The 13,664-nt window shown below is 61.2% G+C and carries 16 protein-coding genes and 2 pseudogenes; 17 read left to right on the forward strand and 1 reads right to left on the reverse strand.

The features are described 5' to 3' along the window. Positions 1-293: 293 nt before the first annotated feature. The 17 genes and pseudogenes from JNB85_RS21130 (at position 294) to JNB85_RS21210 (ending at position 13,444) form a co-directional block, all read left to right on the forward strand. Entirely contained in the window at positions 294-692 is a 399-nt protein-coding gene (locus JNB85_RS21130) for a DUF1236 domain-containing protein (RefSeq protein WP_220336251.1), read from the forward strand. 107 nt (positions 693-799) lie between these two features. Next, complete coding sequence (locus JNB85_RS21135; protein WP_220336252.1) at positions 800-1,684, forward strand: DUF1236 domain-containing protein; 885 nt, start codon at positions 800-802, stop codon at positions 1,682-1,684. A gap of 50 nt (positions 1,685-1,734) precedes the next feature. Further along, the gene (locus JNB85_RS21140) at positions 1,735-1,881 is read left to right on the forward strand and encodes a hypothetical protein (RefSeq protein WP_220336253.1); all 147 of its coding nucleotides are present in this window, start codon (positions 1,735-1,737) and stop codon (positions 1,879-1,881) included. 61 nt (positions 1,882-1,942) lie between these two features. Then, a complete protein-coding gene (locus JNB85_RS21145; protein WP_220336254.1) occupies positions 1,943-2,209 on the forward strand; it encodes a hypothetical protein in 267 nt (88 codons plus the stop codon). Between the two features lie 180 nt (positions 2,210-2,389). Next, positions 2,390-2,695, forward strand: coding sequence for a KTSC domain-containing protein (locus tag JNB85_RS21150; protein WP_220336255.1), 306 nt, complete (start codon positions 2,390-2,392; stop codon positions 2,693-2,695). Between the two features lie 317 nt (positions 2,696-3,012). Beyond that, a complete protein-coding gene (locus JNB85_RS21155) occupies positions 3,013-3,459 on the forward strand; it encodes a DUF805 domain-containing protein (RefSeq protein WP_220336256.1) in 447 nt (148 codons plus the stop codon). A gap of 312 nt (positions 3,460-3,771) precedes the next feature. Then, a pseudogene (locus JNB85_RS21160) lies at positions 3,772-4,208 on the forward strand (DUF805 domain-containing protein). Positions 4,209-4,234: 26 nt separating this feature from the next. Then, positions 4,235-4,963 (forward strand): hypothetical protein, encoded by a 729-nt coding sequence (locus tag JNB85_RS21165; RefSeq protein ID WP_220336328.1) that lies wholly within the window; start codon positions 4,235-4,237, stop codon positions 4,961-4,963. After that, positions 4,956-6,230, forward strand: coding sequence for a hypothetical protein (locus tag JNB85_RS21170; RefSeq protein WP_220336257.1), 1,275 nt, complete (start codon positions 4,956-4,958; stop codon positions 6,228-6,230). The genes JNB85_RS21165 and JNB85_RS21170 overlap by 8 nt, the downstream gene beginning before the upstream one ends. Continuing rightward, complete coding sequence (locus tag JNB85_RS21175) at positions 6,217-7,173, forward strand: AAA family ATPase (RefSeq protein ID WP_220336258.1); 957 nt, start codon at positions 6,217-6,219, stop codon at positions 7,171-7,173. The genes JNB85_RS21170 and JNB85_RS21175 overlap by 14 nt, the downstream gene beginning before the upstream one ends. Next, positions 7,174-8,481 carry a DUF58 domain-containing protein gene (locus JNB85_RS21180; RefSeq protein ID WP_220336259.1) on the forward strand — a complete coding sequence of 436 codons (1,308 nt, stop codon included), beginning with the start codon at positions 7,174-7,176 and terminating at the stop codon, positions 8,479-8,481. Next, a complete protein-coding gene (locus tag JNB85_RS21185) occupies positions 8,478-9,557 on the forward strand; it encodes a stage II sporulation protein M (protein WP_220336260.1) in 1,080 nt (359 codons plus the stop codon). Before JNB85_RS21180 ends, JNB85_RS21185 begins: the two co-directional genes overlap by 4 nt. Continuing rightward, the gene (locus tag JNB85_RS21190; RefSeq protein ID WP_220336261.1) at positions 9,554-10,471 is read left to right on the forward strand and encodes an RDD family protein; all 918 of its coding nucleotides are present in this window, start codon (positions 9,554-9,556) and stop codon (positions 10,469-10,471) included. Before JNB85_RS21185 ends, JNB85_RS21190 begins: the two co-directional genes overlap by 4 nt. Before the next feature lie 288 nt (positions 10,472-10,759). Continuing rightward, the gene (locus JNB85_RS21195; protein WP_220336262.1) at positions 10,760-10,975 is read left to right on the forward strand and encodes a hydrogenase expression/formation protein; all 216 of its coding nucleotides are present in this window, start codon (positions 10,760-10,762) and stop codon (positions 10,973-10,975) included. Positions 10,976-11,895: 920 nt separating this feature from the next. Next, positions 11,896-12,230, forward strand: a pseudogene (locus tag JNB85_RS21200) (hypothetical protein). A 209-nt stretch (positions 12,231-12,439) separates the two neighbouring features. After that, positions 12,440-12,694, forward strand: coding sequence for a KTSC domain-containing protein (locus tag JNB85_RS21205; protein ID WP_220336263.1), 255 nt, complete (start codon positions 12,440-12,442; stop codon positions 12,692-12,694). A 231-nt stretch (positions 12,695-12,925) separates the two neighbouring features. Next, entirely contained in the window at positions 12,926-13,444 is a 519-nt protein-coding gene (locus JNB85_RS21210) for a hypothetical protein (protein WP_222858730.1), read from the forward strand. Between the two features lie 35 nt (positions 13,445-13,479). On the opposite strand, the gene JNB85_RS21215 is transcribed toward JNB85_RS21210, so the two are convergent. Continuing rightward, positions 13,480-13,662: a hypothetical protein gene (locus JNB85_RS21215; RefSeq protein ID WP_183739698.1), complete on the reverse strand. Its 183-nt coding sequence runs from the start codon at positions 13,660-13,662 to the stop codon at positions 13,480-13,482. Positions 13,663-13,664 lie beyond the last annotated feature (2 nt).

Genomic DNA, 13,664 nt, shown 5'->3' on the forward strand with positions numbered 1-13,664 from the left:
CATGGCATCGTGGTCCGCACTTCTGTCCCTCAACGAGCCGCAGCCCGGTCGTTAGCTCTCCATAGGTCCGCATCCTCCCCTAGCCGTGCAGAGGCGAATCCTGATCGCCACAACATCTGCCTGGCTCGTATCCGCATCGTGCCCCACCGCGGCCGATATCCGCATCAACCCTCCGACCTCAGACCAAAGTCCGGGTCACCCCGGACCGAGGTCGCATGCCGGGAACAGCCAGGGATTCCCGTCGTTTGTTCGGCAGCGGTCAGGAAGGCCGCGGTGAACAAAAGGAGGATCATATGTTTGTCAAGCTTATCGCAGGCGCGGCCGCAGCGGCGGCTCTGATGTCGGGCGTTGCCTTCGCCCAGTCTTCCACCGTCAACGGCGCTGCAGGCGGCGCGGTCACGGGCGCGATCGTCGGCGGACCGGCTGGCGCTGCCGTCGGTGGCGTTGCGGGTGCCGTCATCGGCACGGCGATCGATCCGCCGCCGCAAAAGGTCGTCACCTATGTCCGTGAAGCGCCAGCGCCTTCGACCCGCGTCGTGGTCAAGGAGAAAGTGGTCGTCGGTCAGCCGCTTCCCGAAACCGTCGTCGTGACTCCGGTTCCGGACAATCCGAAATATTCCTATGCGATTGTCAACGACGAGCGCGTCATCGTCGAACCGTCGTCACGCAAGGTGATCCAGGTCATCAACTGACCGGACCAGGACGCGCCAAGCCGCGTCCGCCCACCCTCAAGAGAAATTGAAGCCCGCCGCACGTCTGCAGCGAAGGCGCCGTGCGGCCTCAAACAAGCGAGTTTATCATGAAAAGCAAGACCCTAGCCGTCCTGGTGGCGGCCCTGTCGATCGGCGTTTCGCCCATTACCCTTCTATCCGCCTCGGCGCAGGATGCGCCAATCATCAAGAAGAAGGGTGCTGCCCAGACCGAGCAGTCCGGTGGCCAGACGCAGCAGCAACCCGACGCCGGCGGCGCCACGAGCGGCGGCTCTTCCGGTTCCGGTGCCGCGACAGGCGGCCAGGAGGCGCAGCAGCCGGCACCGGGTTCCGACGGGTCGGCCTCCGGTACGAACGACGGCACGAGCCAGACTCAGACGACGCCGGGGTCGGCAAACAGCGGTTCCAAGCAATCGGGTACTTCGGCAGGTACTTCGGATGGCGCCAAGGCCAAGTCGACGACCACGGAGACCCAGAAATCCGGCGCTCAGGACAGCGGCGCTGCCTCGTCCGATACGCAGAAGTCCGGCACGGACACTCAGAAATCCGGCACGGACGCACAGAAGTCCACGACCGATACCCAAAAGTCGGGCACGGACGCCACGACATCAGGCAGCTCGACCAATACGCAGACCAACAGCAAGACGAATGCCGAGACCAACGACACGACCGTCAACAGCAACACGGAAAGCAACACCAGCGTAAACAAGACGAACGTCAATATTTCCGTCGAACAGCAGACGGAGATCCGTCAGGTCGTCAAGGAAGTACATGTCGAGCCGGTCCGCGAGGTCGACTTCACGGTGTCGGTCGGCACCAGAATTCCGAAGAAGATCCGGCTGGAGCCGCTTCCGCCGCGCATCATTAAGATCGTGCCGCAGTATGAATCCTACCGGTTCTTCATTCTGGCCGACGGCCGGATCGTGATCGTGGATCCGACCGAATACATGATCGTCTACATTATCACGGCCTGAGCGGCCGGCTCCGGCGGCGTTCGCGCAGCCGGTTTTCGATGGAGTGAAAAATGATCTACGAGGAGCCGAAAACCGGCAGTTTCACCATACCCCTCATCGCTATTCTGCTGGCGATGGCCGGGATCGTCATGCTTCTGATATCCAACGCGGGAACTCATCCGCAGGCCAGGGTGTTCGTGCAGGTGGAGCAGTCGTAAACCGGCAGCAAATAGCGAATATCTCACGTCCGATACGGGCTCGACCAGCTAGCGGATCGCCATGCCGATTACAGAAGCAGACCGAATATTGTTCAACCGGGTTTGGGCTCTTGGCGCCAAAGCGGTGAAGGACAATCGCATCTCCGAACTGACCTATGTCACGCTCAGCACGCCGACCCTGGAAGAATATCAGAACAGCCACGGCAAGCGGATGGCGGATTTGATCAAGGTCGTCCAGCTGGGCATCTCCGAACTGCGCGACAGCGGCGAACTCAGTGAAACCAGTGTGGATCAGGCGACCCTGCTACCGGCAAGACGGCGTACCTGAACGATCGTTCGACGGGGTGAAGGTTGACATGTTCCAGCCTGGTCGATCGCCGTCAAAAGAACTGTCGAAGACAGGGGAGGGCCGGACTTTGGTCCGATTGACGCCGGTTACCGCTCCGCTAGCTCTATGTCGCGTCCGTCAGGACTGCGAATATCCGGCGTCAAAATCAGGAAGGCAACAATGTTTCGGTGGCTCAGAAGCTCGAAGAACAAGACTGAGGCTGATAGCGGGGCGAAAGCATTCCGGCGTCTGACGTATGACACGGAGACGTCGACGCTATTCCTGGAGTTTCACAGCGGCGAAACCCGAACCCATGTCGGTGTCGCACTGGGTCACATCGTCGGGCTCAAGGTTGCAGCCGACAAGCTGGCTTATTACCAGAGCCAGATCGCTCCATCCTATATGGCGCTGATAAAGACAGGCGATGAGGCGGCAGCTCCGGCTGCAGCTCCCCGCTACGCTGCCGCAGCGGCGAATGCCGTGTGATCGGCGCTGCGGTCAGTTTTTCATTCCGGAGGTCGGACTTTAGTCCGATTGAATTGGGCGATCTGCCCGCTAGTTTTCGTTTCGCTGATGCCTCCAGAATCAGCATGAAAAGGGTGTCTCTTCCTAGTCCCGAGCACCCTTTTCGCCCCTCTGCTACAACTCCCCGTACGATCGTTTTTAAATCGCGGCCCGACGCATCCGGCTTATTGCAATTTCTGCGTTTGAATTGTAGCTGTTTTTCATTCGATACTACTGTCATTCCAAGGCGATGGTGAGTCGTCACCGCACGCGCGGCAAGCTGAAATGGGGGCATTTCAATGGGGTTTACTGAAGCTGTTCGCACCGTTCTGAAAGAGAAATATGCAACCTTCTCCGGCCGGGCCTCCCGTTCGGAATACTGGTGGTTTTATCTGTTCTATGTCCTGGCGTGGATCGGATTTGGAATTGTAATCGGTGTGGCCGCCGCTGCTACTGGGGGCGAGGATGGACTTTCGTCCTTCGTCATTGGTCTCATGGTTATCGGCGGATTGGGTGTGCTTGCAAGTATTTTGCCGGTGTTGGCCGTTCAGGTTCGTCGCTTCCATGATCGCAACATTTCCGGCTGGTGGTACCTCGCGCTAATTATCCTGGGGCTCGTTCCATATGTCGGTCTGATTGCGAGCATCGCCATTTTCGTCATCAGCGTGCTTCCGGGCACTGTCGGTCCGAACAAGTTCGGCCCGGATCCGCTGCGTCCGGAAGTAAGAGCCGAGGTTTTCGCCTAAGGCATCGCCATCGGGAATGTCGGTTTTGCTGGCTGCGCTGTTGCCACCGTGACCTTGTTTCGCCTTATGCAGGGGCGGGACAGGGTAGCCGGCGCGGCCGCCCGCTTCAGACGGAAGCGAACACGTAATTCCAGCTGTGTGAAGAAATTGAACGCAAAAGCGTTTTCATTTTTGAATAGTGACGGATGCGACTGATTTATTGCAATTTCTGCGTTTTTGAATCGTAGCTGTTTCTCATTCGAAACAACTGTCATTCCAAGCGATGGTGAGAGGTTTCACCACGCTTGCAACAAGCAGAAAATGGGGCATTTTATGGGGTTTACCGAAGCTGTTCGGACGGTTCTGACGCAAAAATATGCAACCTTTTCCGGCCGGGCCTCCCGCTCGGAGTGCTGGTGGTTTCAACTGTTCTACGTGCTGGTGCTGATCGGACTTGGAATTTTGGCTGCTTTGGCCGCCGGTTCCGGTGGCCAGGGCGAACCTTCGTCATTGCCATCGGGGTCATCGCCGGACTGTTTGTACTCGCAATGATGCTGCCGCAGATGTCCCTTACGGTTCGCCGCTTCCATGACCGCAACATTTCCGGCTGGTGGTATCTCGCGATTTTCATCGCGAACTTCATTCCCTACCTCAATGTTGTTGCGGGCCTCGCGGGCCTCGTTATTACCGTGCTCAGGGGCACGGAAGGCCCGAACAAGTTCGGACCGGATCCGCTGCGTCCGGAGATCAGAGCGGAGGTCTTTGCCTGAGCCGCATCCTCCGTCACGCCGGCCTGCTGGTGGCTCTATCGCTGGCCTCCTCGACCCAATTTTCCCCTGCGCTGGCGCAGGAGAGCGGTAGCCAGCTGGGCGGGAAGGGCGACCGGCCTTTCGGCTCTGTCGGCAGCGAATATGCCACGCAATGCGCGTTGAATGGCGTGCGCTGCAAGCTTACCTATGGTGATGGTTCCGAAAAGCGGAAGGCTGTGCCGGACGCGACGCTTTCGCGTGAGAATCGCTCGTTTTCCACGCGGGAGCCAGCCATCGGCGGTCCCATGGGGGTCGTGCTGGTGCTTGTCGCCCTTGTCGTTGTCATCGGTCTGGCGATACGTTTCGGTAATGGCGGCGTGCTCTTGTCGTCGGCGCCGCGCGATGTGAAGAAGCGGCAGGGGCAGGCGCCGGAGAGCTGGCGCACATCGGATGCCGCGGGCGAGGAACGGCCCAATGATGTCCTGCAGCGGATTGCTGCCATGGCGGATCGCCGGCAGGCGCTCGTGCTCTTGCTGCGGCATTGCCTATTGCACGCGGCCGATGTGACGGGAACACGGCTTTTCCGCTCGGATACGGAGCGGGCGGTGTTTGCGCGTCTGCCGGCAACCATGCCCGACCGCGAGCGGCTGGAACATCTGTTGAGCGAGGCGGAACTCGTTCATTATGGCGGTCGACCACTGCAGGAACGGCATTTCGATTCCCTTCTGGTCTCGGCGCGGGTCTTGCTGTCGATAGGCAGGCTCAGCCATGCGTAATGCCGGCCCCATTCTGATCCTGTTGGCTTTGGTCGGACTTGCAGCGCTGGCGTTTTTCGGGCTGTCGCGGGACAATGATTTCGATCATTCGCCGCTCGGCAACAAGGGGCTGCAGGTTTGGCTGGAAGCCAAGGGCATTCCCGTCGTTCGCTCCGATCCGCATCTTGCCAGGGCGGGTTCGGAGCTGTCGCTGCGCATCCTTTCCCTGCCGATATCAGAGGGGGAGACTGCCGCGGCCGCAGGAGACGAAGAAAAGGGCAACGCGGGTTTCGAAGACTGGGCCTCCGAGGCGCTCAAGCAAGGGCTTCCAACGCTGATAACAATGCCGAAATGGCATGCCAGCCTCTTGAAGGACGGCATTGCCGGGCCATCGGACTTGCTGGATCTCTCTCTCCTGCAGGGCGAACTCGACAAGATCGACTTTTCGGGGCTTCGCCTGCAGCGCAACGGGCAGGGTTTCGAAAGCGAGCAACTGGGCCTGAGCCCCGATCGGTCGGGCAGGGTTTCCCTTTATCAGGCCCAGACCTTCGACCGGACGAGCCTGCCAGAGGGATGCCGCCAGATCCTGGGCTTATCCTCGGGTGCGCTGATCGTCCGGTGCGAGGACAACGAATATGTCGATCTGCTGTCTGACCCGGATCTCCTGAACAATCATGGACTGGCGCTTGCCGAGAACGCCGGTTTTGCGATCCTGCTGATCAACAACCTGCGCGCCCTCAATGACAAGGGGCCCGTTTACCTCGATGCGACCGGGGCGCCGCTGGATGATACGAAACCCGTGGACGAGGGGCGCACCTACGAGCGCTCCGGCTCCGATCTCGAGCGCTTCTTCGCCTATCCGCTCTCCGTCATCTGGGGAACCCTGTTCATCGTCGTGGCGATCTGCTTCTGGCGCGGGTTCTGGCGTTTCGGGCCGCCGCTCAAGGATGCGTCGGGAAATATCGAGCTGTCGAAATCTGCGGCGATCGAAGCAACCGCCCGCCTGCTTCGCCTGTCAGGCAATGACGGGCGGATGGTGTCGGAGTTCGTGCTCCATCTGCTTGCGGACAAGGCGCAGCTGCTCTTCGGCCCCGGAGCCGGAAACGAGGCGGGCATAGACCGGCTGTTCAAACGCCTGGCGCGCCGCGATCATGCAGCGGCGCAGGCGTTGCATTCTTCGGCTCAGGCGCTGATCGACCGTGGGCATTTGATGAAACGGGCGGATCTGCACCGCAATATCGAGACATTCAGGAAATCGCTAGGGAGCATCGACTTTGGATCTGGGTGAATTTCGCAATCTCATTGCCGCTGTCAGGGGCGAGATCGGTAAGGCGGTGCAGGGACAGGATGCGATCATCGACCTCGTGCTGATCTCGATATTCTCGGGTGGGCACTGCCTCGTGGAGGGACCTCCGGGCACGGCAAAAACGCTGCTTGCCCGCTCGGTTTCTGCCGCCATGGCGCTCGATTACCGGCGCATCCAGTTCACGCCGGACCTGATGCCGGGCGATGTGCTCGGCGTCAATCTCTTCAACTTCCAGACCAACCAGTTTCATCTCACCAAGGGACCGGTCTTTACCGACATTCTTCTCGCCGACGAAATCAACCGTGCGCCGCCGAAGACGCAATCGGCGCTCCTGCAGGCGATGAACGAACGGATGGTGACGCTCGATGGCGTCGATTATCCGCTCGGGCCGGATTTCTTCGTGCTCGCCACGCAGAACCCGATCGAGCAGCAGGGCACCTATCCGCTGCCCGAGGCACAACTCGACCGTTTCCTGTTCAAACTGGTCGTGGATTTCCCTGACCGCGAGACGGAGATCTCGATCCTGTCGCGCCATGCCGATCAGGCGCTGAAAGCCGACATAAACAAGGCAGGCATCCGGCCGCTGGTGACGAGCGAGGCGCTTGCGGCGGGTCGGGCGCTGATCGATGCGATCCATCTCGACAAGTCGATCCTGACCTATATCGTCGATCTCGTGCGCGCGACACGCTCCGATGCCGATATTCTCTATGGCGCATCGACCCGTGCTGCCGATGCGCTGGCTGCGGCCGTGCGCGTGCGGGCTGCCTTCGAGGGCCGCGACTACGGCCTGCCTGACGATGTGCAGGCGCTGCTCACGCCTGCCTTGCGCCACCGCATCGTGCTGTCGCCTTCGGCAGAGATCGACGGGCGCACGCCTGACGATGTGCTGCGCAGCCTCAGGAACCGCGTGGATGCGCCCCGGTAAATGCGGCCGTCCTCGCACCTGATCGCGCTTGTTCTTGCCATGGCGGCGCTGACGGTCATCGTCAGCGTGTGGTGGCGCGACATGAGCATGCCGCTCGTCTTCCTGTGGGTGGTGCTGGCGGTCGTTACGGCGGGCGATCTCGTTTTCTTGGCGCTGTCCGGCCGGATGGCTGTCGATGTCGATCTGCCGCCGCAGGGTTTTGTCGGCCACGCCGCCCCTTTCACCATCGTCATCAACAGGCAGGATGGCAAGCTGCCCGAGGCGATCGATATCCGGCTTGATGCCGCGCCGGAGCTTGTCATCGGCGAGCGTCGGATGGAGCGCGCCGATGGCGGTCCGGTGAAGACATCCTTCGATCTGCAGCTGACGCGGCGCGGGCAGTTTTCGGTCCGTGAACTCTGGCTGAAATGGCCGTCGCGCCTCAGGCTTATCGACAGGATCGTGCGCCTGCCGGTGGCGCGCGAGATCTCAGTTGTTCCCGATATATCGCCGGTGCTCTCAGGCGCGATCAAGACGCAGATCCTGCCGCTGAAAGCCGGCCAGAAGGATTTGCGGCTGCGCGGCGAGGGCTCCGAATTCCATCAGCTGCGGGAATTTGCCGATGGCATGGACCCGCGCAGCATCGACTGGAAGCGTTCGGCGCGCATGCGCAGTCTCGTGGTGCGCGAAATGCGGGCGGAGCGAAACCACCAGATCATCCTCTGCATCGATTCCGGGCGGCTGATGGCCGAGCAGCTCGGCGGCTTCACCAAGCTCGACCGCGCCATCAATGCCGCGCTCGCCATGTGCTGGGGGGCAGGGCTCGCCGGCGATCTCGTCGGCTTCTACAGTTTCGACAGCCGTCCGCGCCTCTTCGTGCCGGCACTGCCCGGGCGGGCAGCATTCCCGCGGCTGCAGACGGTCTGCGCGGGGCTGCGTTACGAAACGCAGGAAACCAACCATACGCTCGGCCTGACGCATCTGTCGGGACGGCTGAAGCGGCGCTCGCTGATCGTGATCTTCTCCGATTTCGTCGATGCTATCACGGCGGAGCTGATGATCGAGAATATACAGGTGCTCGCCCGCCATCATTTCATCGTCTATGTTGCCCTGCGCGATCCGATTCTGGCAAAACTTGTCGAACCGGAGGAGACGACGCTCGATGCCATCGCCCGCTCGGTGGCTGCCCGCCAGATCCTGCAGGAGCGGCGCGCCGTGATGGAGAAGCTCGCGCGGCTCGGCGTGCTCTGCCTCGACAGCACGCCTGAAGCGCTGACATCGGATCTCATTGCCCGCTACATCGAAATCAAATCCCGCGAGATGATATGACGGATCTGCGCATCGATGACAGGACGGAGAGAGGTGCTGCGCTCAACGCCGCCGGGGTGCCGAACGACCTGCTTCGCTCGGCGCGCTTCCGGCTGGAGCGCGAAGCCCACTGGCGCCAGCTGGACGAGCTGGTGAGCCGGGCGGAAAAAGGCGGCGTGGCGGCACTAAGCTATAATGAGGTACGCAATCTCGCTGCCGGATACAGGCAGGCGATGAATTCGCTCTCCGTGGCGCGCGATATTTCGCTCGACCGGGCGCTGGTCGCTTATCTGGAAAGCCTCTGCGCGCGCGCCTATCTCGTCGTCTATGCGCCACAGGAAAGCCTTGGCGGGTTGATGTCCCGCCTGCTGCTCAAGGGTATTCCGCAGGCGGTGCGCCGTTCGGCCCTGCCTCTGTTGATCGGCTTTCTCGCACTCGTCCTCGGCGCTTTGGCCGGCTACAGGCTCTGCAGCAGCGATCCGAGCTGGTTTTATACGTTCGTGCCCCCCGGTATGGCCGATCTGCGCACGCCGGATGCCTCCGCCGAATATCTGCGCTCCACGATCTACGGCAATGAACGGCATGAGAGCGACGGGCTTGCCGCCTTTTCGGCCTATCTCTTCTCTCACAATACGGGCATTGCCATGCTGATCTTTGCGCTCGGCGTCTTCCTGTCGGTGCCGAGCTTCATCCTGACCTTCTACAATGGCCTGATCCTCGGCGCCTTCTTCGCGATGTTCCGGCAGAAGGGGCTGGGCTACGACGTCTTTGCCTGGCTTTCCATTCACGGCGTCACCGAGCTTGCGGCGATCTCCATTGCCTGCGCCGGCGGAGCAGGGCTCGGGCTTGCCGTGCTTCTTCCGGGTGCGCGAACGCGCAGGGACGCGCTGCGCCATCAGGCGCATGATGCGGTCAAGCTCGCGATCCTGGCAGCCCTCATGCTCGTCGTGGCAGGCTTTATCGAAGGGTTCCTGCGCCAGCTTGTGCAGGAGCCGGTCTGGCGGCTTGCCATCGGCTGGGGCATGGGTGTCTTCTGGGCCGGCTGGCTGGTGCTGGGAGGGCGTGAGGACAAAGCCTCGCGTGAGCAGGCACGATGAGAGAGCGGGACCAGTCAGTCAAGGACGGCAAGGACGGCAGGCGCCTCCAGCAGTTCATCCCGCCGGAGGGTGTTCCGGTCACGCTCGCCATCGCCTCGCTCGGAAGCCGTGTCGGCGCGCAGATCCTCGACATCATCTTCACCTCGCTGGTCATCGTCATCTGCGTATTTGCCGTCATCCTCACCGGGGGCTTGCCGGAGAACGCCTCTGCGATCCTCATCATCCTCCTGGGGTTCCTGCTGCGCACGCCCTATTACGTCCTCTCGGAGCTCATCTGGAACGGCCGCACGCTCGGGAAAAGGATCACCGGCATCCGCGTCATCAACGTGGACGGGCGGCGCCTGACCCCACATCAGGTGACCGCCCGCAATCTGATGAAAGAGGTGGAAATCTTCACGCCGACCGCGCTCCTGTTTTCGATCGGCTCGCAATCCTCCTGGGAAGACGCCCTCACGGTTCTCTGGCTTCTGGCGGTCGTCATCGTCCCGCTCGCCAACCGCCGCCGGCAGCGCATCGGCGATATGATCGCCGGCACGCTCGTGGTCGACAATCCGCGCTCCGTGCTGCTGTCGGACCTCGCGCTGGCTGCCTCCGCCAAGACTTCATCGCAGGCGGCTTTCGAATTCCAGCCCGACCATCTCGATATCTACGGCAAGTACGAGCTGCAGACTTTGGAGGACGTGCTTCGCGACACGACGAAGAACTCGAACCACGAAGAGATCGTCAAGATCGTGCGCACGATTACGAGACGGATCCGCTATGAGGACCCGGTGAAGCCCGGTCAGGAGCTTGTGTTCCTCAACGAGTTCTATCGGGCGCAGCGCGAGCATCTGGAGAGCCTGAAGCTGTTCGGGACGCTGCGCGAGAATAAGTATCACGAGCATACGAAAACAGAGGCGAAGAAGCTTGTTTGAGTGGCTGAGAGCCGCAAGTAGTCCATTCGGCCGCACAAAGAACGCTCCAATTCTCTGAATCGACGCAATCGAGCCTTCCGAACATCAATTTTAGGCCGATGCCGGAGTGGTCGTGCGCGCTTCGGCATTGGATCGGACTTTGGTCCGATGGAAGCCGAAACATAGTCTGCTACATAATTTCCTGCTGATGCCTTCAGAATCAGCACGAAAAGGGTGTCTGTCCCTGACCCGGCGCACCCTTTTCAACTCTTTTTCGCGGGGGCAATCGCGAGCGGAGGGGGAGCCGAGATGATCTATGAGCAGCGGAATGTTGCCGACAGCCTAAAACAGCGCAAACGCTTCGAGGAGAAAGCAGCCAGGGTCCTCAAGAGGCACTATCAGCGGCCGATCGCAATTATGTTTTCCTGGCAACCCGGCACCGAGCCTCATACCATCGACTTGCGAGCCGTTCCCCAGGTCCTCACGACGAGTGACATAGAGGCGCTGGGGAAAAGAACCCCGTAACCCGCGGCGCCTTCCCGCCTGTTGCGACCGCACCGGTGTCGAATACGGCAAACAATGGGGGGAGGCGCCGCCGGCCGCATAGCCGGACCCAGAGCATCGGTAGCGCGCCCACGTTTTGAGGCTCGTGCTTGCAGCCGAAACAGTGCGCCAAGCATTGGCTGACGCCACGGCTTGGACACGCGCCTCCGCCAGGATGCACTGGGCGTGGAGAGCAGCGCTCGATCGAGACGAATCCACGCAGCGAGCCGTGTCACACACTTTTCACGCGACTCTGAACGCCGCCTGTGATTATTACACCCGCCTAACGCGTTTGGCGGACTGAGCAGGCACAGGGCTCGCATCTGTAATGTGTGGCGAGCCCCACCGCGCTCAGCAGGATCAGACGATTCCGGCCTGTCTCAGCCTGCATTTCCAGCGATGCCGCGGCCTTGTCGATCGCCGCGCCCGCACTGTCATCACCGATGCCGGGGCGGCTCGCGTGACTGAGGCGGCCAATGGTTTAGAGAGTTCGCTATCGGGGGATGAAACGGTGGAGTTCCGGTTCGGCGGCAAACGGATACCGTTCGCCCGTTCGCACCTTTTAAAGTGCCGCCCTCCCCAAATGAAGGGCTTCCACTCGATACTCGGCAAGCCCCCCGCATCGGGTTCGGTCCTGTAATCCTACTACCGCCGCGCATCCAGTTTCCCTGCGGTGGGACCGATTCGCAATTCATCCAAAAGGGTTAGACGGAAACGCGATCACGTCATTCGCCCTTGGAGCGCTCGCGGCTCGTTTTCCCTCCGCCGGCGGGCGAGGAGGGCGTAGCCGCCCATACCGGCCACGCTGGCCGCGTGCAGGAATTCTTCTGTGGTTGTTCTTGCGCGTTACTCGCGCCAGGCGGCGGCGATGCTAGGAATCTCCTGCTAACTGGGGAGCATCCATGAAAAAACTTATTCTCAGCGTGGCTTTTGCCGCAGCACTCACCTCCTGCGCGAAAGACCCGACGCCATCGTGCAGGCCGACATCCCGATGCAGGCTTACACCAATCTCAGCTGCGAGCGCATCGCGCAGGAGCACAGGACCGAAAAGAAGAAGCTCGACGACCTCTCCAAACAGCAGATCTCCGCCGCCAACGGCGACGCGTTCGGCGTGTTCCTGGTCGGCGTTCCGATCGGCAGCGTGGCGGGTGGGGATAAGGAAGGCGAGGTCGCTGTGTCGAAGGGGAAAGTGTCGGCGATGGAGAGCGCGGCGCTGTCGAAGGGGTGTAAGTTGTAGGTGAGGGGTGAGGATATCTGCGCCGAATTTCTTACAATTCTTGATGTGCGCCGCAATGCTGCGGAGCGGCAACCCGCCTGGGGCAGCTCGTTTTAGAGCCGCATTCACGTAAGGCAAATCATGTGAGGTAAAGTGTCCTGAGGCCTTACGAATGCTTGACTATTTTAGCGAACTTGGTTCCTTTGTGCGACGCAGCATAGGGAGTAACGATGGAACTTACGTCAAAACTCGTCAAATCCGTCGCCTACGATCCTTCGACGGGCGTCCTCGATATCGAGATCCGTCTCAAGGGAAAGCGCCGGTATTTCAACGTGCCGCCGGTCGTCTATGAGAACCTGATCACGGCGGCCTCGCCGGGTTGGTACTATACGCGTCATATCCGGGATGTTTTTTCCCGTGCCGAAAAGGGCGGACCAGACGGGCGCCTGCGGCAGATCTTCGGCCGGCGCGGGCAATTGTCCTGACCGCAGCGGAGTGCGGCTGATGGCGGCCGCGCTCCTTAACCCTTCGCCCGGCTCGCTGACGCGATCGGCCAGTATCTTGCGCTGTGGTGCGAATCTCTGCCAGTCTGCGGCATCGGCCCGAGATCAGAATCGATTTTCGGAAAAGCCCGATGCGTGGATTCCAGGAGTTGGAGCGTCCTTTGTACGTGTGAATGCAGGCACGGCGCTCCAGGCCGGTCGGTGGGGAATGTTTTGGCCAGTCATCTCAGATCCTGCCTGCTTGCGGCGCTCGTGACAATCGCTTGCGCGGGTATCACTGCGGCCGAGGAAATGCCGGCTTTCTGGAAGAAGTCGATGACCGGCGATCCGGCGACCAATCATTACATCGCAGAGGCGATGAAGCCGCTCGACAACCCGGATGCGCAGACATTGCGGGTCGTCAAGCTCGCCAATACGCTCGCCACGCTCTGCAGCGGCGCCTCGCTCGATAAGAAGGCGCTCTACGCCTATATGACCGCGGCCCGCTTTGCCGAGATCAAGGGCAAGGCCTATAACGAGGCGGCGTTCCTGGCCGACAGCAGCTTCCGCTATTTCGACTATCGCGCGCTCGCCCATCTCTGCGCGGGAAGCGCCTATCTCTTCGGCCCGCAGGGGCATCTCGCGCCGGGATTGCTGGAGATCGGCAAAGCCGGCAAGGGGGGCAAGCCGGCAATGGGTTACGATCCCGCCAACCCCTTGGTCATCCTGCCGCCGATTGCGCGGAAGTCGTGACCGGCGCGGGGTGCGGCCGTATCTTATCCTTGATATCACCGAGGCGGATGCGGCTCGGTCGGCGTGCCGATCCTGTCGCCTTTTTTCACGCCGACCGTTCCCGTCGGACGCGGGTCCGGCTGCTCTTTCCAAGACCAGGAGATGACGAGGAAGATCAGCCCCAGCGCGATGAGGGGCGGCGCAACGAAGATCAGCAGGAGGTAGTGCAGCGATCTCATAG

It is taken from the genome of Rhizobium mesosinicum (assembly GCF_019511345.1).
GTDB lineage: Bacteria > Pseudomonadota > Alphaproteobacteria > Rhizobiales > Rhizobiaceae > Rhizobium > Rhizobium mesosinicum.

Coding starts and splice junctions, on each gene's coding strand:
- JNB85_RS21190 (WP_220336261.1), top strand. CDS start 9,554: ATGAGAGAGCGGGACCAGTCAGTCAAGGACGGCAAGGACGGCAGGCGC.
- JNB85_RS21170 (WP_220336257.1), top strand. CDS start 4,956: ATGCGTAATGCCGGCCCCATTCTGATCCTGTTGGCTTTGGTCGGACTT.
- JNB85_RS21180 (WP_220336259.1), top strand. CDS start 7,174: ATGCGGCCGTCCTCGCACCTGATCGCGCTTGTTCTTGCCATGGCGGCG.
- JNB85_RS21155 (WP_220336256.1), top strand. CDS start 3,013: ATGGGGTTTACTGAAGCTGTTCGCACCGTTCTGAAAGAGAAATATGCA.
- JNB85_RS21195 (WP_220336262.1), top strand. CDS start 10,760: ATGATCTATGAGCAGCGGAATGTTGCCGACAGCCTAAAACAGCGCAAA.
- JNB85_RS21150 (WP_220336255.1), top strand. CDS start 2,390: ATGTTTCGGTGGCTCAGAAGCTCGAAGAACAAGACTGAGGCTGATAGC.
- JNB85_RS21145 (WP_220336254.1), top strand. CDS start 1,943: ATGCCGATTACAGAAGCAGACCGAATATTGTTCAACCGGGTTTGGGCT.
- JNB85_RS21140 (WP_220336253.1), top strand. CDS start 1,735: ATGATCTACGAGGAGCCGAAAACCGGCAGTTTCACCATACCCCTCATC.
- JNB85_RS21130 (WP_220336251.1), top strand. CDS start 294: ATGTTTGTCAAGCTTATCGCAGGCGCGGCCGCAGCGGCGGCTCTGATG.
- JNB85_RS21185 (WP_220336260.1), top strand. CDS start 8,478: ATGACGGATCTGCGCATCGATGACAGGACGGAGAGAGGTGCTGCGCTC.
- JNB85_RS21135 (WP_220336252.1), top strand. CDS start 800: ATGAAAAGCAAGACCCTAGCCGTCCTGGTGGCGGCCCTGTCGATCGGC.
- JNB85_RS21215 (WP_183739698.1), bottom strand. CDS start 13,662: ATGAGATCGCTGCACTACCTCCTGCTGATCTTCGTTGCGCCGCCCCTC.
- JNB85_RS21205 (WP_220336263.1), top strand. CDS start 12,440: ATGGAACTTACGTCAAAACTCGTCAAATCCGTCGCCTACGATCCTTCG.